Here is a 22,819-nt window from a genome sequence, read left to right as displayed (position 1 = left end):
TCGATGGTGCATTCGCACACCGAAAGGGGTTCCGATGCCGACCGACCAGACTCTCGACTTCGATGTCCAGGATCTTCCGATGGACGTGTTCGACCTCACCATCAGTGGGTTGGAGGTGCAGACCCTCACCCTAGGCCGCGGCTTGGACGTGGTGGCGTCCTGCCTTTCCACCCGTTGCTACCCCTGTTCCGGCACGACCGGCTGTAGCTCGTGCACCGACCACCCCGCGCCGCTTGCCCCCGATCTCGACGAAGACGAAGACGAGTAAGCGTGTGTGCGGGCCGTCCAGAGGACGGCCCGCACACACGGCCCGTGGCTTTGTCTAGCGAGGTGAAAGTGGACGTCCCTCCGTTGATCCGCCTGGCCGGAATGCCGTCGGAGGTCCTGCGTGAACTGCGGTTCCCTGAGGTCGGCCGGGTGGTGGAGGACCGGCTTGAGTCATGGCGGTGGCTTAGAGCCGAAGGCGAGGCACTGAGCGAGGAACTGTACAAGGTGATCGGTGCCCTGACCGAGGAGCACTCGAGACCCCTCCTTGTCGGACTGCGCCGTGCCCTCTACCAGCTCCGCAAGCCCACCCCGCGCGAGTGGAGCCCAAGAACGCGGCAGTTGCTCGGCCACGAGCTCGCTGATCGGATGAACCGGTGGATAGTGACGCACGAGCAGTGGCGAGGGGGTGCCCAGGTCCTCGATGATCTGATCAGATCACAGACTGCGGCCAGGATGACCCGGCTCCGGGATATCGCCGCGGCCCCCGCCTTCCGGCGAGCGCTGCTGCACGCCAGCCCCGATCTGTCCGCGGACCTTGACAAATGGCTGGCGGACCCGAGCCGCGGCACCCGGCGGCTGGCGTCGGCCCTGACCAGGTATGTGACCCGGGCAGCGGCCAAGACCAGCCCCTTCAGCGCCTTCATGGTGACGGGGCGTGGCGCGTGGACCGAGGACGATGTCGCGGTCCGCCAGTGTGTCCAGGGGCTGCGTAGCGCGCGAGGTGTGCTGGATCTCGGTCATGTCGCGCGGTCTGACCTGCACGCCGCGCTGGTGAGCAGCGAACGCACACGACACGGCATGATCGTTCGCGTCAACCCCAGCGTGGTCGCCATCGGTGACAGGCTGCGCTTTCTGGGGCAGCCCCCGCAGGAGCCGATGATCACAATCGATGGCACACCGGCGATCCACGCCTGTCTGGAGCTGCTTCTCAACGGGCCCGCGACCACCTTTGGTGACCTCGCTACACGCTTGGCAGCGGTGGGAAACGCTCAGCCGTCCCAGGCCGGCGCACTCGTCGATCACCTCGTCAAGATCGATCTACTGCAGCTCGCGCCGCAGCCCGGCGGGCAGATCACCACGCCGGGCGAGGTGGCACGTTGGCTGGGGTCGTTCGGCGAGGAGTTCGCGGAAGAGAGCTCGCTCCTTCAGGCGGTCAGCGAGGCCGTGTGCGCCGCCGTACCGATCGAGGAGCTCGAGCGGCATCGGCGGCGGCTGGGTACGGTACGCCGTGGGCTGGCGAACCTCGCCAACGTCCTCGAAAAGCCGGTCGCGCTGGACGACGACCAGGTCACCTTCGACACGGCCGTGACCGACTGGACCCTGGCCGAGTGCGGCAAGCGTGCGTGGCAGCCGGTGCTGGCCGACCTGCAGGTCATCCGCCGATGGCTCACGCTGTTCAGCCCCGGCCAGGAACTGAAGAACGCTCTGGACGCCTGGTGGAGTGGGCACCCCGGCGCGGACGGCCGGATCTCCTTCATGGACTTCTACCACGAGGTCATGAAGGAGGTCGCCGGTGGCTCCCCTGCGGGGAAGGAGATCGGCCGACTCTGGCATTCAGCCAGGGGCCGGCGTGAGAGTGTGTTCGCTCGCGTCAACGAGCTGCACACCCTCCGCGATGACGCGGCCCGCTTACTCTGGCGCGACGCCGAGCCCGGCGGGGTGGTCAACATCGATCCCGGGGAGCTGACCGACGCGGTCGCCGCGTTCCCCCGGTGGGTGGACGATCTGTATTCACTGGGGATGTACGGGCAGCCGCTGGCGGGCGAGACAGGGCCGTGTTTCGTGGTGAACGAGGTCTTCACCGGATACAGGAAGGGCCTCCGCCGCGTCGACCACCTGCTGGGCGACCGCACGGGCCCGCGGGCGGAACTCCCTGGCGGTTACCCGGTGTTCGCTGCTCTCGGCGGGTCACTGGGGACGTCGTTGAACGTCCGGGAGCCCTGCGAGCCGTACGAGATCGTCTATCCGTGGCATGGGGACGCACGGCCAGGTGTCGGCCGGATCGAGCTCCGTGACCTGTGGGTGGAGCGAGATCACGCCCGCGGGCTGCTGCGGTTGCGATCCGGCAGCCTCGACCGGGAAGTATGGCCGCTGCACCTCGGCATGAGCGCCCCGTGGACACTGCCGCGGGCGGCGCAGCTGCTCGTCAGGGCGTTCGGGGAGGAACCCCCCTTGCCGATCGCGAGAATCGCGCCCAGAGGGCACTGGGCGCGGCTGCCGGAGATGTGGATGGTCCCGCGGGCGCGGGTGGGGCGCGTGGTGGTCCGCCGGGCGAGCTGGCAGCTGGCTCCGTCGAGTGTCCCCGCGCCGCGGTCGGGCGAGCGGGAGTCCTGCTACCTCGTACGGCTCGCCGGATGGCGGCAGGAGGCGGGAATTCCGGAGACCTGCTTCGTGAAAGGGCTCTCCAAGAGGCGTTCCCTCGCTCGGCGGAGCGAGCACAAGCCGCTCTACATGGATTTCGCGAACCCGTTCCTGCTGCAGGCCTTCACCGAATTTCTGCGACGCCCGCACGACGCGGTCGTGTTCGAGGAGGCGTTACCCGACCCGATGGCGTCGCAGGAGAACTATGGCGGAGGCCACGTCATGGAGATGGTGATAGATGTCTCGGCATGGACCCATTGACGTGAGTGACGACCAGTGGGTGAGCGCGCACATCTTCTACCACGGCGATCAGGATCCCGTCATCGTCTACCTGATTCAGCTGATCGTGGAGGAACTGGCGGACGGCGGGCCCGACCCGGACTTCTTCTTTCTCCGCTACTGGGACGCGGGCCCACACGTGCGCCTGCGGGTGCGCGCCGAGCCCCGCGACCATGACCGGGTCCGCCGCGTCATCGAGGAGAGGTGCCGCGCGTTCTTCCGCGCCTGTCCGTCCGCCCACGGAATGCGCCAGGAAGAATACGAGAAGTCAGCCGCGCTGCTGGCCCACGGTGAGGGGATGCCGGATTTCACTCGAGAACTGGCACCGAACAACTCCGTGTCGTTCATCCCGTACCGCAGAGAGTATCGGCGGTACGGGCGAGTGGCGATGCGGGCGGTCGAAGAGCATTTCGTGGATTCCAGCAGGATCGTCCTGTCCATGCTCTCGAAAGGGGCCACCGCCAAACAGCGGATCACCATCGGTGTCGCGATGTACCTCATCGTGTGGTTACGGCTCAGCGGAACAGCCGAGATGGCGCAGCCGGACGCGGAATATGCCGAGCACTTCGCGGTTCAACGCGATGTCCTGCTTCCTCTGGGCCGACGCATGCGCGCCCTCGTCGACCACGCGGATCGGATGGAACGTGACGACGGCCTGGCGGGCTGGTCGCAGACGACGGGAAGGCTGCGGAAGGCACTGGAGGAAGATCCTCACCGGCTGCCCACGGTGATGGTCACGTGCGCCCACCTCGCGGCGAACCGCCTGGGAATCGATCCGCTCTCCGAGCGGTATGCCTCCGCCTTGGCTTCACAAACCGTCCTGGAACTGCACGAAGAAGGACAGCCGCAATGACGTCGCAGATCGAGGAGACCGTCCGGTTCAGGCCGGACGTGGCCGGGATCGCCGCTCCTGACGCGTCCTATTATCTGCTCAGCTGGCCCCACAGCATGTCCATGGGCCGCTTGAGCGTCGAGCAGCAGGCCCTGCTGCACCGGCTGGGACGGGAAGCCATTCCCGTGAAAGAGCTGCGGGATTTCGAGGCCCACCTGGATCTGTTGCGGGCGGGCGGATGGCTGCACGTCACCGTGACCTGCGACGGCCGGGACCTCTACACCGTGGAGCCGGAAGGGCCCGAGGTCCCCCGCACCGATGAGATGCCTCCGGACCTGGCGCTGTCGCGATTCGCGATCGCGCGCAGAGACGGAACCGAGGTAGTCCTGGAATCCCCACGCTCATGGTGCCGCGTGCGGCTCCATACCTCCCAGGCCCTGGCCTGGCTGGGGCCTTCGCGGCTGGCCGACGACGACGTTCCTGCCCTGCGCAGGCTCCGCCGCGATCTGTGGGGCGCCGGCCTGGCGGTCTCCCAGCCCGACGAGGAGGACGCTCAGTTGTCGACATGCCAATGGCAGCCGCACGAGCTGTGGTTTCATCACCGCAGCCGCACCCGGTGGCCCGGGACCCCGCACGGCAAGAGCGACTGGGCGGCCGGCACGTTCGATGCGCCGGCGGCGCGCCGCGCGCCCCTCGGCGGCGAGGTCGTCTCCTTTGCCCCGCCCGATCTGGGCCGCGCGCGTGACAATGACCCCAGCCTGACCGCCGTGCTGGAGGATCGGCGGTCGGTCCGCAGGCACGACGACGCCAATCCGTTGAGCGTCGCCCAACTCGGCGACTTCCTCTACCGATGCGCGCGAGACCGGGGCATCCACCGTGTCAACGGTGTCGATCACGTGAACCGGCCCTTCCCCTCCGGAGGGGCCATGCACGAACTCGAGATCTACACGGTGGTCAGGAAGGTATCCGGGCTCCAGCCGGGGTTGTATCACTACGATTCCCAGCACCATCGGCTGGAACGGATCACCGAGACCACTCTCCAGGTGCGGCGGCTCCTGCGCGCCGGTGCGATGTCGGCGGCCGCTTCCGAGCCGCAGGTGCTCCTCTTGATCACGGCGCGGTTTGGGCGTGTCATGTGGCAATACCGGTCGATGGCCTATTCCCTGATCATGAAGCATGTCGGTGTCCTATTCCAGACGATGTACCTGGTGGCCACCGCGATGGGGCTGGCACCCTGCGCGCTGGGCGGCGGTGACCACGCCGCGTTCGCCGAGGCCACCGGCTTGGACCCGCTGGAAGAAGGCACGGTGGGCGAGTTCTCGCTCGGCTCCCTCCCCCCGGAGACGGGACGATGAGGCTGCGGCTGCGCGACGACGTCTACATAGCCGCGACAGACGACGGCGTTCGCATCCTCACGCATCGCGGGCTGGCCAGGATCGACGGGACCGCGATCGCGGAGTGGCTCGATCGGCTCACCCCGTTTCTCGGCGGAGAGCACACGCTCGAGGAACTAACCGCCAGCTTGCCCCCCGGTCCTGCCAGATCGGTGAAGCGGGTCATCGAGCTCCTGGTGGAATGCGACGCCGTCCAGTTGGTGCCGCAACAGCAGGACATCCCTGACGACCGCGTCACGGTTATCGCGGGTGTCGAGCCGATGCTGACGCCCTTGGTACGGGCGGCGCGGGCCTCCGAGTTGCGCAACATCACGGTGATGCGGCTGGACCTGCTCCCGCGGAAACACACCATCGACCTGCCCGACGAAACCGGCGTGGTGCTCTACGCCGGCGACGGGCCGACGGCACTGCCGCTGGAGCGCGCGTGCGCCCATCTCGGCATCCCGCTCGCCTTGATGGTGCGTACCGACGATGCCACGTGGCTCCTTCCGCCCGGGACCGCGATGTGGGACGACGCCCGGCGCCGCATGGGCACCACGGGGGCGCATGTCGGCACACCGCCGACGGGAGCCACCGCGCGCCTGGTCCAGGCCACCATCCGCGCGCTGACGGGTGCCATGCCGCCCGCCGAGCGTGGCCGCATGGTTCGGATGGAGCACGGCTCATGGACTAGCACGTGGCACTCGTGCCTGCCCCATCCCTTCGCCGCAACGGCGTCCGTCCGCTCACGGGAGGAGTTCCTCCAGCGGGTGCGCGATCTGCGGGCAGGTGAGCCGCTCGACGGCGAGTCCTTCCTGCACAGGATCGCGCCCTGTCACGACGAGTACGTGGGTCTGTTCACCCTCACCGAGGCCCCGGGTCCGCAGAGCCCGCTGAACCTCTGCCGCGCCGTACTGCCGGATGGGAGGTTCACGATCGGTACCGGATTCGACTACAACGCGGCACGCTGCGATGCCGCACGTAAAGCGCTGGCCGCCTACGGGGCCCGCATGGTGGACCCACGGCGGCTGGCGGGGGCCGACGGGCGCCCGCTGACGGATCCGCGTGTCGATCCGTCCGAGCACGGTCGTGTCTGGGGGTACGAGATCGACGACCGTGAGACGGCTCGCCTGGTGCCGGTAGCCGACGTGTTCACGGCGGAGGGCGCCGGTCTCGCCACCGGTCATGACTGGGAGCATGCCGTCGGCCGAGGCCTGGCCGATCAATGTCTGCGGATAACCCTGGCCGAGATACCGTCGCGCTCCGAGCCGTATCCCCGGGTCGACCTCACAACCGTCGCATTGCGCGACACGAGAAGCCGGGAGATCCTCGCCCGGCTCGATGAGTTACCCGAGGTGTACGACCTCACCGGTCCACTCGGGGTCACAGTCCTCGCCTGCTGCTCCGGCGCGGACACGATCGGCTACTTTGCCGCCCTGGACCCGGCCGAGGCCCTGGAGGAGGGGCTGAGGGCCGCGCTGCTGCGCCTGCAATCCGGCTACGGCCCGGCAGACCCTCTGCCCGATCGGCTGCGCGGCTCATGGCGACAGTTCTCGGCCTCGGCGGTCGACGTGACAACGGTGGCGTCACGGCTGCGCGCCCGAGGCCGGGTGGCTACAGCCGTACCTCTTGATCATGATCCGGCGGTGGCCGAGATCATGCCTTATCTGGCCCGGGTGGTGGTGTGATGCGTGAGGTGGCGCTGATCGGTCGTGGAATGGTGCGCGACGCGATCGCCGAAGAACTCGCGGAGGGCTGGCTCGTCAGATCTTACGAAACGGCGTCACAGGTATCCGGGGATCCTTGCCTGCTCATCGCGTCCGACGACAGCTGGAACACCGCGCGCACCCGAGAGGTGCGGGCGGTTGCCACCGCTCTGGCGATGCCCTGGCTGCGCGTCCGCGCGGAGCTGGATCGGGTGGTGATCGGTCCGATGGAGAGTCCGGGCCGGGCGGGATGCGTGTCCTGCGCCGAGCGGCGCCGCCGCCGCATCCGCCCTGACCAGGACGGGCACCGGGCCATTTGGCAGCGACATCGCGAGGTCCTGCGTGAGCGCCCGTCTACGTGGCTCACGCGGCTGGGCGCCGCCCTGGTGGGGGAGATCGTCGCAGCCGAGGCGGCGCTGCTGTTCGACGGCGGCTCGCCCCACACGCACCAGGCCTTCTTCCTCATGAACCTGGAAAGGCTCGACGTCAGCTTGCACGCCTTCCTGCCTGACGCATTCTGTGGCACCTGCGGCGACGCGCCCCCTGACACGGCCGAGTCGGCTGACCTGATCCTGGAGCCCCGGCCGATGTATCGCGAGGGAAGCTTCCGGACGCGAGAGATCTTCGCAGACCTGGAAAAGCTGTACGTCGACCCGGAGTGCGGGTTGATCGGCACGCTCTCCGAGTGGACGGCGGCCGGGCTGTGCGTCACGTCGGCGACGGTGGGCGCGCGAGGTGGGGGCGACGTAGTCGGCTACGGGCGGGCGGACACCCGCACGGCCAGCCGGCTCATCGCCGTGCTGGAGGGGATCGAACGGTATGGCGGAGCCCCGGGCGCTCGCAGGACGACCGTGAACGCCCCCTTCAGCGAGGTCGCCGATCGCGCACTCGATCCGCGTACTCTCGGCCTCTACCCTCCGGAACGGTACCGGCTACCGGATTTCCGCTACCGGCCGTTCGACGTGAACACGCCCTACGCCTGGGTCTGGGGGTACTCCTTCGCCCGGCAAGAGCCGATCCTGGTGCCGGAGAGCTGCGCCTACTACCAGCATGGTCACGGGCTGGTTCACGAGATCTCCAACGGATGCGCGCTCGGCGGCTCCCTGGAAGAGGCGATCTTGCACGGCATCCTCGAGGTGGCTGAGCGCGATGCCTTCCTCCTGACCTGGTATTGCCGGCTGCCCGCTCCGCGCATCGAGGTGCGCGCGGCCGCCGATCGCCGGTTGCCCCTGTGGCACGCGGCGCTGGAGGCGGAGACCGGGTATGACGTGATGCTCTTCGACATCAGCGTCGAGCAGCGGATTCCCTGCGTGTGGGCCATGGCTGTGAACCCTCGTGACGATGGCAGACCCGCTGTGATCTGCGCGGCCGGATCCAGCCCCGATCCCGAACGGGCCATCGCCAACGCCCTGGGAGAACTCGCACCCGACATCGCTCCCATGGCCACTCGATACGCCAGGGAAGCCGACCGGGCAGAGCGAATGGTGGCTGATCCTCGCCTCGTCAAGGAGATGGAAGACCATTCCCTGCTCTACGCACACCCGGCCGCGGCACGGCGGCTCAGCTTCCTGACCGAAGGCTCTGATGTCCGCAAGCCGGCTGACATGGGAATCCCAGGGGCCTTCGCCGGTACGGATCTGACCGGCGTGCTCACCGAAACGGTCGGGCGCTACCTGGATACCGGGCTCGATGTGATCGTGATCGATCAGAGCGGCTCCGAGCACCGGGCAGGTGGGTTGTCCTGCGTGAAGGTGCTTATTCCCGGCACGCTGTCGATGACCTTCGGGCACGACAACCGCCGGGTGGACGGGCTGCCGCGGCTGCTGACCGTGCCCCGGCTGCTCGGTTACCGGGATCTGACGCCCGGTGAGCTCAACCTCGACCCGCACCCCTTCCCATGATGGCTGGCGCGGTGGTCCGGCGCATGCTCACGTGGTTTCGACCACATCGGTGGCGCCTCATGGTTTCTCTGCTCATCGTGGTGATCTCCGTGCCCATCGGGGTGGTCAACCCGCTGCTGACCCGCATGGTCGTCGATCGAGGGTTGCTCCAGGGTGACATCACGCTGCTGACGCTGCTGTGCGGGCTCATGATCGTGCTCGGAATCGTGAACAGCGCGCTGGCCGTCGGCAACGTGGCGCTCACCAACAGCATCGGCCAGCAGGTGACGGCCACGCTACGCGCCGCCGTCTACGGTCGCGTCCAAGCGCAGGAGCTGGACTTCTACACCGAGGAAAACACCTCCGAGGTCCAGATGCGGCTGGTCAGCGACATCGACGGAGTCGACAGGTTCGTCACCAACACCGTGCAGCAGGCGCTGGCCGCCTCGACCGCGCTGGCGGCCGCGGGCATCGCGATGCTGGTGCTCAGCTGGCCACTGGCGCTGCTCTCCTTCGCCATGGCGTACCTGCTGGCCCTGCTCAATCACCGCTTCGCCAAGAAGCGCAAGGACCTGGCCCGGGAGCGGCAACTGCACCTCACCTCGGTGCTGCGCTTCGCCGCCGAGGACCTCAGCCTGGGCGGGGTCATTCTGGGCAGGACGCTGCACCGGACGGGCTGGCAGCTCGAACGGTTCATCGACGTGTGCCGGCAACTGCGCGAGGTCACCGTTCGGCAGCGGGTTGTGGGCGCCGTCGCCCACGTGATCATCGGAGCGTCGTTCGCCTGCGTCCCGCCCCTGGTGTTCTGGCTGTCCGGCACGGCGGTCTCCGGGCTCAGCATCGGGACGGTGATCGTCATCGTGATGCTGCAAATGCAGCTGTCCACTCCCATCCAGTCGCTACTGCAGCTGTCCAGCGGCCTCCACGTCGCGCTGGCCAAGTTCGAGCGGGTCATCGAATACCTTGACCTGCCGGCCCCCTGGGCGGCCGACGGCGGGCCGGCCCCGACGTCGAGCGCCGGAGTCAGCGTGACCCTGCGTGGCGTGGGCCATCACTACGGTGCGGGGAAGCGGACCATCCTCAACGGGATCGACTTGGAGTTGCCCTCGGGATCGGTGACCATCGTGCGCGGACGCACGGGGTCGGGCAAGACCACCCTGGGGTTGATCGTAGCCGGCCTTCTGCGCCCGGCCGAGGGAGTCGTCCATGTCGACGGCGCGGATGGCGCGAAGCTGCGGGACGTGGCCACGATCGTCCCACAGCACACCACCCTCTTCGACGCGTCGATCCGCGAGAACCTGATGTACGCCCGCGACGACGTGACCGAGGAGGACATCCTCCGGGTCATCGCCGCTGTCCGACTGGACGATCTGGTGGCCAAGCTGCCGCACGGCATCGACACCCCCATCGGCCAGGAAGGGCATCAGCTGTCAGGTGGCGAGCGTCAGCGCCTGGCCGTGGCCAGGGCGCTGCTTGCCAAATGGCAGGTGCTCGTGGTCGACGAGGTCACCAGCGCACTCGACGGCGTCACTTCGGACGAGGTCTACGACGCCCTCCGGACGTACTGCCAGGGGAGAACGCTGGTGATCATCGCGCATCGGCTTCCGCGCGTGCGAAACACGGATCGCGTCGTGGAGATGGCGCATGGACGCATCCTTGAGAGCCATGGTCGCCGTACTTCGGATGTCGTTCTTCCGGCCGCCGAACAGGATCAAGGTCGGGGCACCTGAGCTCTACTGCTCCTGCCGACAATGTCATCTGTACAGCTCATCCACTTGTACGGCTACCGGCAGCGAGTCGTGACCGACTTGGAGGCCAGCCGTCGGTGAGAGGAGGTTCGAGCCCCGTCCTCGCAAGAGAGGCGGTGGAGGCATCCATTCAGGAGCCCGGCTGTAGCCCGCGCGGACCTGACCTGATTCACGTATAAGCGGCGCCTGCGGCGGAGGGGACACTGCCTCGATCGCTCCCCGCATGAGAAGTGATCGCTTCCTGAACTCTGCCGGGGCAGTTCTGCATGTCCCGGGTGAGATGTGCCAAGCGGATGGATGTCAGGCAAGTTCCGGTGCTCCGCCGTGCTCAGGAGAGTAGTACGGTGCTCAGCGAAGGCGGCGAGATGTGAACGTGGGATCGGAGCGGACGCTCGACGCCGTGAGCGTGGAGGCGATCTTCACCTGGCACCTGCCGCCCCGCCTGGGGCGTATCACCTCGCCTCCTGCGCCCGACATACCGCGGACATACCGCGCACCCCTACCTTGGCGTGCATGTCTCCCTCGTTGCGGCGGCTCGCCGTCCTGATTCTGGTCGCCGCGTTCCTGGTGCCGGCCTCTCCGGCCGCCGCGGCCGCATTGTCCGACGCGGGCTTCTTCGGCAGGTGGAGCACCAGTGCCTGGACGGTGGGGCCGCGACTGAACTACGCGCACGCGGGCCTGAAGCCCGTGGAGAGCGCGGTGAAGGCGGGCGACTACGTGCTGGCCAAGCAGCGACTGCTGGATTACTACCGCGCGCGCCCGGCCATCGAGGCGGGCGGCTTCTCGCACACGACCTGGCCGGGCGCACTCGAGCTGACCCCCAGCCACATCTGGACGCTGGGATCGGGCGAGGTCTACATCAAGACGCTGACCTTCGGCCCGGGGGAAAAGACGGTCACGGCCGACGTCACCAGCAGCATCAACAGCGGCAAGCCCGGATTCTTCCTGATGAGCCGCTACAAGGACGCGGTCATCGCCCTCATCAACAGCAGGAGCAAGGGGTCGGGCAAGCCCACCCTCCGCCTGACCCTGGCCGACGGCTCGATGAAGACCCTTCACCCCACGCATGACACCTACATCTGGGCGGCCCACCCGGGCAACGTGTACGGCACCAAGTACTACATGCAGGTCAGCGACCAGGGCATGGGGCCGTTCACCGGCGAGACACGCAAGGCGTACCTGCGGTTCGACCTCGGCGGCGTCACGGGCGTGAAGAAAGCGGAGCTGACGCTGACCGGTACGGCCGACACCGCGAAGGACATCATGCTGTACGGCAACGCCGAGACCTTCGACGAGGCCACCCGCACCTGGTCCAACACCGTGCAGAACACGTTCTCCTGGGAGGGCGACCCCGGCGGCTTCGACTGGAAGCTCCCCGCCGGTGCCGACAACGAGTATCTCTACCAACTTCCCCGCTTCTACTTCGCCGGCCCGCTGGCCCTGGAGTACCAGAAGACCGGCAACGAGCAGTACGCCCGCACGCTCATCGGCCTTATGACCGACTTCATCAAGGACGCCGACGCCTACGACGCCGACCAGGGCGCCGGTTCCTACCCGGGCAACCTGCACGCCGCGCGGCGCCTGCACAACTGGATCGCGGTCTACGAGATCCTGCGCAAGAGCCCGTCGCTGACCCCCGAGGCCAACACCGCGATCCTCAAGACGATGAACCGGGCCGGCCTGCACCTGCAGCAGAACGTCAACGCCACGCCGAACAAGATGCAGTCGCAGAAGATCACGCTGCTGCACGCCTCCGTCTACTTCCCGGAGTTCCGCGTCGCGCCCGCGTGGCGGACCAACGCCGCCGACTTCCTCTCGGCGCAGCTCAACGACTCCACCTACGCCGACGGCGGCTACAAGGAGTCCACGGACGCCTACCTGCGGGGCTACCTCAGACAGTACGTGGACGTCGTCGCCTTCATGCGGCGCAACGGCATCACGTTCACCGCCACCGCCAAGCTGCGGCAGTTGGGCCGCTTCCTCATGGACCAGAGCTATCCCAACGGGTACGGCCCGGCCTACGGCGACAGCGACTCCCAAGACCTGCGCAGCACCCTCAGGAGCCTGGGCGAGCTGCTCAACGACCCCGAACTCCTCTACGTCGGCACCTCCGGCAAGTCGGGCGAGAAGCCGGCGCACACTTCTGCGCTCTACCCGGACACCCGGGTCGCGGTCTCCCGCTCCGGCTGGACCACCGACGACTCCCACCTCCGGATCAACGCCGACCGCGGCAACCACAGCCACCCTGACGAGCTGGCGATCACCGCTTACGCGTACGGCCGGCCGCTCCTGCCCGACATGGGAACCTTCACCTACAGCACGGACGCCCGCGCGAAGTGGCTGCGGCTTACCACCGAGGCGCACAACACGATCGAGATCGACGAGCAGCCGCAGACCTCGGCCGCGGCCGGCGGGATCTCGCATCTGATCACCAACCCCGCCTTCGACCTGATCGGTGCGAACACCGAGAGCTCCGCCGGCGCCGTCCACGAACGATCCGTTCTGTCGCTGCACTCGGGCCTATGGGTGGTCTCCGACCGGCTCAAGCCGGTGGACACCGCCACGCACCGCTACGAGCAGAACTGGCACTTCGCCGCGGACGCCGATCCCTCGATCCGCACCGGGACGGAGGCCACGACCACCGCCTTCGCCACGGGCCCGAACCTCACGATCGTCCCCGCCGACCCGGCCGAGGTCGACTCCGACCTGCGCGACGGCTACTATGCGCCGCGCTTCTACTCGGTGGAGAACGCGAAGTACGCCTCCTACGTCAAGACGGCCACCGGCCGGACGACCTTCGACACCCTCCTGCTGCCGTCCAAGGGCGCGGCCAAGACGTCCGTGACGGTGGAACGGCTCCCCGTTGGCACCATCCCGTCGTACGCGGCGACGGCCCTGAGCCTGAACGGCGGCGCGGGGGTCTACTACAAATCCTGGACCACGAAGGCGCCGCGCGCGTTCGGGTCCTACATCTTCGACGGCAAGCTGCTCTACGCCGACGCCGGATCGATCGTGATGGTCGACGGCTCGTCGGTCGAACGTGCCGGCACGACCCTGGTCAAGGCGCCGGCCGCGGTCAAGGACCTGGCCGTGACCTTCGACTGGGACGGCACCGTACGCATCGACGGCAGCGGGCTGACCGCCAGCACCGACCCGGCCAAGGCCATCGCGATCGCGGCGCCGGATGCCGCCAAGGTGGTCCTCAACGGCGCGGTCGTTCCCTTCGAACGCGCGGGCGCGCTCATCTACGCGGCCGCCTGAAGCAGACTCCGGCCCGGTTCGTCGAGCTGCCCGACCTGCGGTAGGCGTCCGCCGGCGCGCCGGCCTCGGCCAACCCACCGCCCTGCTCCGCGATCCCGGGAGGCGCCGGCAGGGGCGCGGAAGGTGGCACACGCAGCGCGGCCAGGGCCACGGTCTGCGGCAACGTCTGCACGATCGCCCCGTCGACCGGCGTCGCGAATAAGGGGCTTGAGCAGCAACCACTTGGCCAGTGGCGTTAGATGTGGTTCTTGACCGCGAAGGGCGGAGCGGGATCCTCGTCCTCAAGCAACTGCCCAGCTTCCTCAGGGGTGCTGAGCCCGGCCTCCAACAGCAGGTCCGGTGACCGCCGCCAGTGCAGCCGAGCCTCGGTCCGCCGCCCTAGGTCATGCAGGGTGCGGCCGAGCCACCAGTGCGACAGCGCCGTACCGAAGTCGAATTCGGCCTCGCCCTGAAGCTCGATGGCCGTCCGGTAGGCGTTTTCCGCCTCGGCGAGCCGGCCTGCGGCCCGGTAGGCGTCGGCGAGCGTGTCGTGGGACGTCGCCGCACCCGGGCCGGTGGGGTCGGGGCACATGTCCAGCGCTATGCGGGCCTCCTCGATCGCCTCCTCGAAGCGGCCCTGCCGGTAGTAGACATGCACACGGTTGTTGATCACGACGGCCTCCTTCTCCCGGAGACCGGTCTGCTGGGAGATGGACTGGCCGGCGGCCAGCGCCGACAGGGCTTCGTCGTAGCGGCCCATCATCGTGTAGGTGATGCCGAGGTCGTTGTACGTCCCCGCCTTCTTCAGCGGCAGGTCGGCCTTGTCCCAGCAGTTCAGCGCGCGCTCCAGGTGCTCAACGGACTCGGTATGGCGGCCCTGCTCCGCGAGGATGTAGCCCAGGTCGGTGAGGAGCCGTGCCTGGCCGGGCAGGTCTCCGCGGCGCACGGCGAGCTCCAGCGCGACCTCGGGGTGTTGCGAGTTCACGGCCTGCCAGGCCGGCTGCAGCAGGTTGTCGCGCTCCGCGGAGAGCCAGTCGTTGGCCTCCCTCAGCGTCGCTACAGCTACCTCCGGAAGGTCCATCGACTCCCGGAGCGAGTGCAGGCTCGAGTCGATCAGCACGCACGCGGCATCCGCGGCGGCCACACAGTGGAGGAGCGCGCGGCGCATGGCCCCGGTTTGCACCGCCTGGTCGATCTGCTCCGCCTGCTCGCGGGCGTGGAGGCGGAGCAGATCGTGCATGCGGTGGCGGCCGGGCCCCCGGAGGTCTCGCAGACAAAGGCACCAAGGGCAAGGAGCCAGAAAGGTCCCGATCATCGCAGAGGTTCGAAAGCTGGTCCTGCGGCGTCTCAACGCCGCAGGAATTGATCCATCCGCCCGGCTGTTCACGGGTCCGCGGGGCGGCCGCATCACCACGGCGGTCCTGCGGAATGCGACGCACTGGGACGAGGTCGTGGCGAGGCTCGGCTACGAGCACCTCCGTCGGCACGATCTTCGCCACACCGGGCTCACCTGGATGGCCGACGCCGGCGTCCCCATCCACGTGCTCCGGAGGATCGCCGGCCACGGTTCACTGACCACCACCCAGCGCTATCTCCACCCGGACCACGACTCCCTCGTGGCGGCGAGCACCGCCCTGAGCGCCCACCTCACCACGGGCTGGTCCCAAACTGAAGGCGGTCTAGATGATCAGCATGATCGTCAGAAAAGACAGAAAGGCCGGTCTACCTGGGCTTTCACCCAAGGCGACCGGCCTCGTCCCACCGTCGGGACGACAGGATTTGAACCTGCGACCCCTTGACCGCCAGGACATGGCCTCAGGCGTTTCCGCACGTCAAACGCGCTTCTGCACGCGCGTTGGGTGATCCCACCGGCACGTCGTCCGGACCTGCGCACTGCGTGTGGTCCCCAAGTGGTCCCCAGCCAATCAGCGCTCAGGCCATGGAGCCGTCACTACATGTCCGAGTCCCCAATTGAGGCGAAACGCAGTCAACGCCCGCGTCGCCGGGAACCGAACCACATCTCCAGCGAGGCACCTGCTCCTACCGGAACACGATGGCGTTGGGCATCGGCGACCGCGTTCCACACTGTCGCAAATTCAAGTCCGCCATCACGAACCGTCATCACCGCCGACGAACTCGTGCAGAGCGGGCATCCGCCTGGAACCGTGATGAGTGTGACGATGGAAAATCCCCTCCACTTGCTAGGACGCCTACGACTGGGCAGGGAGGAATACTGCCAGCGCCTCCTGACCATGCTGATCGTGGGCGGCCCCTATCCCCCATGGAACAGCCGCACCCCGCCGTCACCCCAAGGCGCTCGGTTCCTGCGGTCGCTGGATGAGCTATCGTTCGGCCGCAGTGAATGGAGCGGACAGCCGCTGTTCGTGGACGAGTTCGAGTTGCCCCCACGGCACGACGACGAGCAGGGCGGGGCACCCGACTACGCACTGCTGTGGAACGAACGGCTCTGGATGATCGAACTGAAGACCGAGAGTGCGAGTCACCGGCCAGACCAACTCGCCGGGTACTACGCGCTCGCCGGCCATCATCATCCCGGCCTTGCCGTGGACCTCACCTATCTGACGCCACCGCTCACCTTCACGCCGCCGGCCGGCCGGGATGGCACCAAATTCGCACACGTCACCTGGACACAGATCCTCCCGCTGTTGGACGAGGTCTGGGGCGAGGGTACGGACGAGGAACGGCATATCCTCACGATGTTGCTGGCGGCGCTGGACAGCATCGGATCGAACTGGTCCCACTGGCGGGCGCAGCGGGTCGCTGCAAGAAGAGATGAACCTCCGGCGGTCGAAGAAACGGCGATGGCCCTGGCCGAGGCCACCGGGCGTGACGGCCTGCAGCGAGCCGTGGATCATCCGGCGACGGACCTGGACCAACTACAACGTCTTCGCCTGGCACTGCGGCACGCCATCTGCACCAGCCCGGAACAGTCCCCACTGCGCCACGTACAGCCCTGGCTCTGGAGCGCCACGACCAGCGGCGGCATCGCCCTCACGGCCTCCGGCCGAGACACCGGCTTCGAACTACGCCTCTCCCGATATCAAAAGCCAGTGTGCTGAGGGGCCCAGCTGCGTTCTCTGCGACCGGTCCGTCCCATCGGGCGACGGACCAAGGACGGTCCCCTCTGTCGCGCTTGCTTCCGGCCGACCCTGCGGATCTGCTCGTTCTGCGGCAAAGGGCCGCGACGCTGCTACCGGGCCGCGACCGGGATGCCCCGCTGCGACACCTGCTCACGCGCCCGCCGGACCTGCCTGGGCTGAGGCAAGAACAAGCACGCCGCGGCCCGGACCGAGGACGGTCACCTCTGCGAGACCTGCTGGCAGAAGAACCCGATCTCCTTCAACCCCTGCCGGCTCTGCGGGACGGTCGAGTGTCTGCACAGCTACGGCCGCTGCCACTCTTGTGTCCATGACCAGCAGGCCCGCCAAGCGCTCTCCCGCGACGGTGCCATGCGCCCCGGCCTCCAGCCGGTCCACGACGTCCTCGTCGCCGGCGGGGCAAAGGCCGGACTGAGCCGGCTGGAACGGCCCAGTGCCCGCACGATCCTCGACGCGCTCGCGGATGGCACCTGCCCGCCCACCCACGAGGGCCTGGACGCGCTCCTGCCGAACAAGTCCGTGGCCTTCCTGCGGGCCGCCCTGGTCACCGCCGGTGTCCTGCCCGCACGCGACGAACGGTTCGCGGCCCTGGAACAGTGGATTCGAAGACGAACGCTGGGCGGTCAGCCGTCGCCTGATGCACGACGACGACCTCGCGATCGAGGACCGGTTCGCCGGGCTCCTCGTCCTGATCTATGCCCAGCCCCTCACGACAGTCTCGCAACTGCCGGCCACAGCAGTGATCACGGATGGTCCGCAGACGTCGCTGATGCTGGGCGACACCCCCCCTGCTACTGCCTGATCCCGTTGACAAGCTCGCCCGGCGGCTCGTCGCCCGACGACGCGGTCACACCACGATCGGCACCTCGGCGGACTCCCCCTGGCTCTTCCCCGGCGCCTTCGCGGGTCAGCCACTCAGCAGCCACCGTCTCGGAACACGGTTGAAACGGCTGGGCATCTACTCACGTCCGGGCCGGGCTTCCGCCCTGATGGGACTCTCCACACAACTGCCCACTGTGGTTCTCACGGAGCTCTTGGGAATCAGCCCCGAGACCGCCACCGCCTGGACCCAGGAAGGCGGCCACTGGGCCCGATACGCCGCAACCGTCCCCGCCAAGTCGACGTCTCGATAGCCTCTTCCTCGAAGATCATGTCCTCATCGTCCACCGCACAGAACCCGCCTACATGGCCATCGCCGAACGTGACGGCAGATCAGTCCGTCTCTTCTCGGACGTCCTTGCCTTGCTCGGCGAAACGCTTGAAGTCCTGCATGTGCTGTTCCGACTGCTTGCGGAAGGCGCCGGGCATCAGAAGTGCCACCAGCCGCATCATCACGCTGCTGAACCGGTATTCGCTCTCGCTTTCCCAGAGTGTCGTCTCCGGACCGGCTTCGGTCAGCCGCTCGCGCACGGCGCTCCACGTGCCCTTGCTGACGATCTCGCGGTCGAAGTGAACGACGCTGCCTTTCGGGATCTCGTGCAGGTCTGCCGGTTCCCGGCGGGTGATGGTCTCGGTGCACTCGATCTTCCGCTTCCCCATCTGCATCACGACGCGCGACTTGGTGCCGAGCTGCCCGTGCTTCCCGTTCAGCGGCTCGTGCAGCACCAGGCCCCGCAGCCACTTCGGCAGGTGTGCCGGGTCGGCTAGGAGCTGGACCACTGTCTCCCGCGGCAGAGCGATCTCGGTCGAGACGGTGTACTTCATGGGGTATCGCTCTTTCTTGTGGTGTGGGAAAACTTGCTGCAGTCCTGCTTGTCTTACGCGTCGTGGGCGCCGAGGAAGCCGGTCAGTCCACCGCAGCAGGAGTGTCAGGTCGGGTCGGGTACGTAGAACTTGGTGGTGGCCTCGACTGCGGCCGCGACGTGCTCCGGTTCGCCACCGGCGGCCAGGTGAGCCTGACCCCAGGCTGCGGCGCTACGGCGGCCGAACTCGCGCCCTTCGGGCGACTTCTCGAACTCCTCGTGACCGGTGATCACGCCGCCGACCAGGAGCCGTCCCAGGGCGAGGAGAGCCAGGTCCCAGCCGACGCCTCCGGCGCCGGGGCCGTAGATAGGGAACAAGGGCTCCCCGACGACCGCTGCGTGGATCAGCTCGAACTCGGTGTCGCCGGCCGGGCCCGCGGCCAGGCGCACCTCCACCTCGCTGGTGCCGGGCCAAGCGTCGGCGTCCGGCCCGTAGAGCCAAGACACCTTCAGCAGACGCGGCGGCTCGCACCGGAGGATCTCGCCGTGCTCTCCACCGTCCAAAGCGAACTGTCCGCCAAGCCGAAGGTCCCCGGTGACCGGCTTGAACCAGCGCTGCAGCCGCTCGGGGTTGGTGATGGCGTCCCAGACGTCATCAATCTCCGCGTCGTATCGACGCCGCAGCTCGATGGTGTACGCCTCGCCGGCGGGCACGCTGCCAGTGCCCATCGCCCGGCGCACGGCAGCCAGCTCGTCAAGAACATCTTTCATGTCATGTCTCCTTCGGTGGTGCATCGGTCTTGCCCGTCGGCGCCGGACCCCGCAGCTCGGATGGGTTCCCCACGGCCAGGTGGCGTGCACGCCTACCCCGGGCCAGCTCGGTTCCCAGGGCGTCGAGGCGCTGTTCCCAGAACCGGCGAAACCGGTCCAGCCACGCGTCGACCTCGCTCAGCGGCTCGGGCTCGACGGCGTAGAACCGGCGCGTACCCTCAGCCCGCACCGACGCGAACCCGCTGTCACGCAGCAGCGCAGATGCTGGGAGACAGCCGGCTGGGAGATGGCGAACTCCGCCCGGATGATCTCCGTGATTGCCCCGGAGGTCTGCTCACCGTCGGCGAGCAGCTCCAGAATGCGTCGGCGCACGGGGTCACCGAGTATGTCGAAGGCGTGCACGACAGCGACTATACCGGTCTTCGCTTATATAATCCATCGCTGATTCTTAGCGCCGCGCTGGCGTTCACACAAGCCGACGCGCATCACGTCCTCCTGCTACAGGCTGCCCCCATGTCGGCGCCAGGCGCCAGATGCTGGTCCCGTTCACCCCGATAAGAACAACCTGACTCATTCCGCAGGTTCTGTCAGCCGCAGCTGCCAATATTGGCCGAGCTGCCCGCCGCTGAGGCTGGCGGGCAGAGCAGAGGAGTCCGCCTCCGCTCTGGCCAGGGCCGAGGCGGTCTTCATCGAGCTGGGCGACGAGGAGTCGCTCACCGTGGTGCGTGCGTTGCGTGAGGCGAGCTGATCGGAAGGTGCATTCCATGTGCTTGAGCCGTTGATGAAGCTGGAGTGCAGCCGGTCGGGCTTGCCACCGCTGATCTGGGGCAGGCGGGTGAGCAGCTCGCGGAACATGACCGTGATCTCGCGGCGGTGGCAGGTCGTCGGCGATGACTTGGCCCTACGCGTCCCCATGGTAGCCCCGCTGATTCCCAGGGATCGGCGTTCGAGGTGTGGAGTAGCGGCCCGGGCAGGGCGGGCCCGCGCCCTGCCCCGTCAGGAAATCGTTCCAGAACCCCCGGGACCGTTGGTGAGGACCGGGCGACAGGTGGCGCTGTGCCGTACACGTCAGCAGCCGGATGGCGGGGATGACGTCGTGGGTCCACAGCAACCAGCCCCGTTCAGCCAGGAGAACGAGACAGCCGTGCGTCGAATCAGACGGCGCAGGGACGCTCCATCTCCTGCGAAGACGCCACCTGCCGCGCGGCCTGGAGACGACAGGTCTGCAGCGCGTCGAGGGCCAGCCCCACCCCAGGGCCGTACAGCTCGCCACATCAGAGTGGCGGCAATCCTCGCTTGACCAGCGGTCGAGGAGAGGCACGAGGCGATCTTGGCCCCCAAAGTCAAACAGGCCGCGCCCGATTATCTCGGACACGGCCTTTGACCTGCTGCGAAGCAAGTCGGGACGACAGGATTTGAACCTGCGACCCCTTGACCCCCAGGCACATCACGGAGGGGCGGGATCATAGACGATTCCCGCCCCGACCTGGGCTAACAGTCCGCTCCCGTCCACCGGCGTACGGCTCGATCCATCGTCGTTGTCACTCAGTTGGTCACTCAGCGGAAAGGACGTTCTGGCTGCTCAGCCTGCCGTTTGGCGCGCGGCCGTGAGTGCCTCCGCCAGAGTCTCCGCGTGCGGCGAGCGGCGTTCTCGAAGGAGTGTCTGCACGTTGACGAGTTCCTTGTGGGCATGGCGGTTCAGCTTGACCGCATCTCCCACGATCGGGAGCCCTACATCGAGGGATGCCCGCGCGTCCCCCGTCTCCGCGTGTGCCTTGGCCAGGCATGATCCGTACCACGCGCGGTCGCGCTTGTAGGAGGCAGGTAGGCTCGCCAGCCCGGCCGTCAGCAAGTCGACGGCCTTGGGCCAGTTCGAAAGATGCAGCTCCGTCATGCCGCGCTGGAGTCGGAACCACGTCTCGTCATAGAAGTACATCCACGCCGGTTCGTCGTCGGCGTGCTCGGCGGCTCGACGGATGAGGGCTTCGGCCTCGTCCAGAAGCGTGCGGGCCGGACGGGCCTCCCCTGCCAAAGCGTGCCCTCGCGCGGCCATCTGGGTGGCCATGCCGCGCACTCCGGGAGTCACCCGTCCGTCGTGCCAGCGCGCGGCTTCAGCTAGTCGGACGGTCCTGCGGGCGTTGCCAGCGCTCCACGCCTGGTGGGCCTTCATGCTGAGCGTGGTGGTGGCCATGTTGACGTCGCCGATCTCCAGCGCCCAGTCGTGGGCTCGGTCGTACCAGGCAAGTGCGGCGGCCTGGTCGTCGATGTCGAGTGACATCCACGCGACGAACTGGGCGTACTGCGCGGCCAGATCCACCACGGTGTCAGCGATGCTGCCTCGCGCACTCTGCGCCAGCTCGACCACGATGCCGAGTTGCTGTCGAACGATGCCCAAGAGGGGACGCGAGCCGATGGTGTCCTCGACCTTGCGATGTTCGGCCAGGCAGGTGGCGAGCCAGTCCACGGTGCCCTGGTCAACACGGCGAGGATCTTGAAGCGTACGGGTAATGCGCTCATAGAGATCCAGGTCAGGGGCGACGCTCTCCAGAGGCAAGGCGGGAACAGGAACATTGGGCCGCTCATCCAGGTCGAACAGATCGGCCTCTGTCGCCTTCAGCGCGCGAGCGTACAGGAGGCGGTAGCGCTCGCTGGGGTAGTGGTCGCCTCGCTCCCACCCTCGGATCATCCGTGTCAGATCTCCCGCGGTGGGCAGCGGGCCGTCTGCCACTGCCTTGAGCCGTCTGGCCATGTCCGCGACGGTGCCGACCTTGGCCTTGCGCTCGGCCCGGAGCCGTACGGCCCACGGGGGCGGTGTTCCTGGGGTGCCCATCGTTCACCTCCGGATATTCGCGGATACGCCGTGTCCTCGGCTGTCTCCTATTGTCATCGTGCCCGGCAAGAGCGGGGCCGCTTTGCTTGACGTGATGAATCCTTCACGAGTTTCGACGCGCACCGATCCAGCAGAGGACACCACGCAACGGCTTCACGCCGAGTTGCTGCGACAGGCTCTCGCGCAGGAGGGCATCGCCGCAGACGTTCACGACGGTTACGGGCTCGCGTTGGTGTCGGTCTGGGTGGGGCCGGTGGTGTGGTGCGACGGCTACCGGTTCTGGTGGCGGACCGGCTGGGACCCCGAGCGCAAGCGCGCTGTCTACGCCTGGCATCCGGCCATCGAACCTGGGCGAGCCGCCCGTCGCGTCGCCTTCCGGTATGCCGATCTACGTGCCAGTCACCCGCTCTCCCCGACGATCAGCGACATGGCATCCGCCGCCAGCGCTTCACCAGCAGGAAACCTCCCATGACAACGGCTGGGAGCACCACCGGCAGTCGCGTCAAGATCGTGGACATGCTCCATAGTCCGGCCAGGACACGGGCTTTCGCCTCTTGGCTCTGAGGTGCCCCGGATCTTCCGGACAGGTCCCCAACTAAGGTTCAGGGAGAACCGGAAGGGAAGGCTGTGGCGGGGCGTAACCGACGATTCAGCCAGGAGTTCAAGGACGAAGCGGTCCGCATGGTGCTGGACGGCCCGCGGCCGGTGGCGCATGTGGCCAAGGAACTCGG

Annotated in this window: 19 protein-coding genes; 13 read left to right on the top strand and 6 right to left on the bottom strand. The window is 67.7% G+C overall.

Features of this window, described 5'->3' with window-relative positions:
* The first annotated feature begins 34 nt into the window (after positions 1-34).
* The 8 genes from ID574_RS42180 (at position 35) to ID574_RS42145 (ending at position 13,707) form a co-directional block, all read left to right on the top strand.
* Complete coding sequence (locus ID574_RS42180) at positions 35-268, top strand: thiomuracin/GE37468 family thiazolyl RiPP peptide (RefSeq protein WP_188194657.1); 234 nt, start codon at positions 35-37, stop codon at positions 266-268.
* A 68-nt stretch (positions 269-336) separates the two neighbouring features.
* The gene (locus ID574_RS42175) at positions 337-2,889 is read left to right on the top strand and encodes a lantibiotic dehydratase (RefSeq protein ID WP_188194656.1); all 2,553 of its coding nucleotides are present in this window, start codon (positions 337-339) and stop codon (positions 2,887-2,889) included.
* A gap of 1 nt (position 2,890) precedes the next feature.
* A complete protein-coding gene (locus ID574_RS42170; RefSeq protein ID WP_188194655.1) occupies positions 2,891-3,760 on the top strand; it encodes a thiopeptide-type bacteriocin biosynthesis protein in 870 nt (289 codons plus the stop codon).
* A gap of 38 nt (positions 3,761-3,798) precedes the next feature.
* Entirely contained in the window at positions 3,799-5,094 is a 1,296-nt protein-coding gene (locus ID574_RS42165; RefSeq protein ID WP_188194654.1) for a SagB/ThcOx family dehydrogenase, read from the top strand.
* The gene (locus ID574_RS42160; RefSeq protein WP_188194653.1) at positions 5,091-6,800 is read left to right on the top strand and encodes a YcaO-like family protein; all 1,710 of its coding nucleotides are present in this window, start codon (positions 5,091-5,093) and stop codon (positions 6,798-6,800) included. Before ID574_RS42165 ends, ID574_RS42160 begins: the two co-directional genes overlap by 4 nt.
* 32 nt (positions 6,801-6,832) lie before the next feature.
* Complete coding sequence (locus ID574_RS42155) at positions 6,833-8,719, top strand: TOMM precursor leader peptide-binding protein (RefSeq protein ID WP_188194652.1); 1,887 nt, start codon at positions 6,833-6,835, stop codon at positions 8,717-8,719.
* Positions 8,720-8,778: 59 nt separating this feature from the next.
* Entirely contained in the window at positions 8,779-10,428 is a 1,650-nt protein-coding gene (locus tag ID574_RS42150; RefSeq protein ID WP_188194651.1) for an ABC transporter ATP-binding protein, read from the top strand.
* Between the two features lie 531 nt (positions 10,429-10,959).
* Positions 10,960-13,707 (top strand): heparinase II/III family protein, encoded by a 2,748-nt coding sequence (locus ID574_RS42145; protein WP_188194650.1) that lies wholly within the window; start codon positions 10,960-10,962, stop codon positions 13,705-13,707.
* A gap of 235 nt (positions 13,708-13,942) precedes the next feature.
* On the opposite strand, the gene ID574_RS42140 is transcribed toward ID574_RS42145, so the two are convergent.
* A complete protein-coding gene (locus ID574_RS42140; protein ID WP_223167640.1) occupies positions 13,943-14,926 on the bottom strand; it encodes a tetratricopeptide repeat protein in 984 nt (327 codons plus the stop codon).
* On the opposite strand from ID574_RS42140, the gene ID574_RS63095 reads away from it, so the two are divergent.
* The 3 genes from ID574_RS63095 to ID574_RS42125 all read left to right on the top strand — a co-directional run bounded on the left by ID574_RS63095 (position 14,853) and on the right by ID574_RS42125 (position 17,607).
* Positions 14,853-15,485, top strand: a complete 633-nt coding sequence (locus ID574_RS63095; RefSeq protein ID WP_442939393.1) for a tyrosine-type recombinase/integrase — start codon at positions 14,853-14,855, stop codon at positions 15,483-15,485. The two genes, ID574_RS42140 and ID574_RS63095, sit on opposite strands and share 74 nt — an antisense overlap.
* Before the next feature lie 453 nt (positions 15,486-15,938).
* Positions 15,939-16,766, top strand: coding sequence for a hypothetical protein (locus tag ID574_RS42130; protein WP_188194648.1), 828 nt, complete (start codon positions 15,939-15,941; stop codon positions 16,764-16,766).
* A 676-nt stretch (positions 16,767-17,442) separates the two neighbouring features.
* Positions 17,443-17,607 carry a hypothetical protein gene (locus ID574_RS42125; protein WP_188194647.1) on the top strand — a complete coding sequence of 55 codons (165 nt, stop codon included), beginning with the start codon at positions 17,443-17,445 and terminating at the stop codon, positions 17,605-17,607.
* 410 nt (positions 17,608-18,017) lie between these two features.
* Here ID574_RS42125 and ID574_RS42120 read toward each other — a convergent pair whose 3' ends face one another.
* From ID574_RS42120 to ID574_RS42100, 5 genes are all read right to left on the bottom strand, one after another.
* On the bottom strand, positions 18,018-18,509 hold the full coding sequence (locus tag ID574_RS42120; protein ID WP_188194646.1) for an SRPBCC family protein: 492 nt from the start codon (positions 18,507-18,509) through the stop codon (positions 18,018-18,020).
* Between the two features lie 104 nt (positions 18,510-18,613).
* Complete coding sequence (locus ID574_RS42115) at positions 18,614-19,258, bottom strand: SRPBCC domain-containing protein (protein ID WP_188194645.1); 645 nt, start codon at positions 19,256-19,258, stop codon at positions 18,614-18,616.
* Positions 19,259-19,435: 177 nt separating this feature from the next.
* Complete coding sequence (locus ID574_RS63090; RefSeq protein ID WP_442939392.1) at positions 19,436-19,660, bottom strand: ArsR/SmtB family transcription factor; 225 nt, start codon at positions 19,658-19,660, stop codon at positions 19,436-19,438.
* A gap of 168 nt (positions 19,661-19,828) precedes the next feature.
* Positions 19,829-20,113, bottom strand: coding sequence for a hypothetical protein (locus tag ID574_RS42105; protein ID WP_188194907.1), 285 nt, complete (start codon positions 20,111-20,113; stop codon positions 19,829-19,831).
* A 727-nt stretch (positions 20,114-20,840) separates the two neighbouring features.
* Positions 20,841-22,007 carry an NsdA family TPR-like regulatory protein gene (locus ID574_RS42100; RefSeq protein ID WP_223167638.1) on the bottom strand — a complete coding sequence of 389 codons (1,167 nt, stop codon included), beginning with the start codon at positions 22,005-22,007 and terminating at the stop codon, positions 20,841-20,843.
* A 139-nt stretch (positions 22,008-22,146) separates the two neighbouring features.
* On the opposite strand from ID574_RS42100, the gene ID574_RS42095 reads away from it, so the two are divergent.
* Positions 22,147-22,560, top strand: a complete 414-nt coding sequence (locus tag ID574_RS42095) for a hypothetical protein (RefSeq protein WP_188194643.1) — start codon at positions 22,147-22,149, stop codon at positions 22,558-22,560.
* Positions 22,561-22,715: 155 nt separating this feature from the next.
* Positions 22,716-22,819: transposase (locus ID574_RS63085; protein WP_188194642.1), on the top strand; the 104-nt coding region annotated here is incomplete at its 3' end.

Origin of the sequence: Nonomuraea sp. SYSU D8015 (genome assembly GCF_008065375.1) — a bacterium.
GTDB lineage: Bacteria > Actinomycetota > Actinomycetes > Streptosporangiales > Streptosporangiaceae > Nonomuraea.
Note: the sequence above shows the minus strand (reverse complement) of the source record. Positions and strands in the feature narration are given on the sequence as shown.

Bases quoted from the DNA above. Each gene is read 5' to 3' on its own strand.
- ID574_RS42160 (WP_188194653.1), top strand. From the start codon at position 5,091: ATGAGGCTGCGGCTGCGCGACGACGTCTACATAGCCGCGACAGACGAC.
- ID574_RS42105 (WP_188194907.1), bottom strand. From the start codon at position 20,113: ATGTTCCGCGAGCTGCTCACCCGCCTGCCCCAGATCAGCGGTGGCAAG.
- ID574_RS42115 (WP_188194645.1), bottom strand. From the start codon at position 19,258: ATGAAAGATGTTCTTGACGAGCTGGCTGCCGTGCGCCGGGCGATGGGC.
- ID574_RS42145 (WP_188194650.1), top strand. From the start codon at position 10,960: ATGTCTCCCTCGTTGCGGCGGCTCGCCGTCCTGATTCTGGTCGCCGCG.
- ID574_RS42130 (WP_188194648.1), top strand. From the start codon at position 15,939: ATGCTGATCGTGGGCGGCCCCTATCCCCCATGGAACAGCCGCACCCCG.
- ID574_RS42125 (WP_188194647.1), top strand. From the start codon at position 17,443: ATGCACGACGACGACCTCGCGATCGAGGACCGGTTCGCCGGGCTCCTC.
- ID574_RS42180 (WP_188194657.1), top strand. From the start codon at position 35: ATGCCGACCGACCAGACTCTCGACTTCGATGTCCAGGATCTTCCGATG.
- ID574_RS42150 (WP_188194651.1), top strand. From the start codon at position 8,779: ATGGTTTCTCTGCTCATCGTGGTGATCTCCGTGCCCATCGGGGTGGTC.
- ID574_RS63095 (WP_442939393.1), top strand. From the start codon at position 14,853: ATGGCCCCGGTTTGCACCGCCTGGTCGATCTGCTCCGCCTGCTCGCGG.
- ID574_RS42100 (WP_223167638.1), bottom strand. From the start codon at position 22,007: ATGGCCAGACGGCTCAAGGCAGTGGCAGACGGCCCGCTGCCCACCGCG.
- ID574_RS42120 (WP_188194646.1), bottom strand. From the start codon at position 18,509: ATGAAGTACACCGTCTCGACCGAGATCGCTCTGCCGCGGGAGACAGTG.
- ID574_RS42140 (WP_223167640.1), bottom strand. From the start codon at position 14,926: ATGCACGATCTGCTCCGCCTCCACGCCCGCGAGCAGGCGGAGCAGATC.